General features: G+C 42.7%; 1 protein-coding gene. It reads left to right on the forward strand.

From position 1 onward, the window contains the following. A partial coding sequence (locus AC1MDJ_RS08445; protein WP_479690464.1) for an NFACT family protein occupies window positions 1–586 on the forward strand: 586 nt, incomplete at both ends.

The following is a 586-nucleotide window of genomic DNA, read 5'->3' on the forward strand; positions in this document are numbered from 1 at the left end:
GCCACCAAAAATCAGCTTTATTTAACACTTTTCGTTAAGAACAACAAACAAACGCTGTCTTTCAGCGCATCGCCTCCTCCCGCACTCACCTTTAGTTCCGTAATGCTTGGCACTGGAGCAGCACTCCCCGCAAGTCTTGCTGGAGCAACTATTACAGGCATCCAGCATAGAGATTATGACAGAGTCGGCTGGTTTGAGATGTCAAAAAGAAGGGCAAGTGGCAAGATAATTAACAATAAACTATATATGGAGCCTATGGGGAACTACGCTAACGCTTTTATAGTGGGGAATGATGGGGTAATTCTATATAGGTTGACCCATAAAAATATAGACCCCGACAGAGACATCGGCATTGGAAAAGTTTATGTTCTACCACGTCTCAATAAACCTTATACGTTGGACAACACTGATGGACAGTCTGATTTTAATAAACTATTGGGTTTCTACCAGCTGACAGTGGCTATTGCTAACGACTATAAAGAGGAGTTAGGCTTTGTTGGTGCTGTGTCTTTCATTAAAGATGAACTAACTCACGGAGAGCTGTTTTACAAGGCAAGTAATGGCAAGATAGTCCCATTTCCGCCGT

The sequence above is a fragment of the Candidatus Termitispirillum reticulitermitis genome (genome assembly GCF_054655775.1).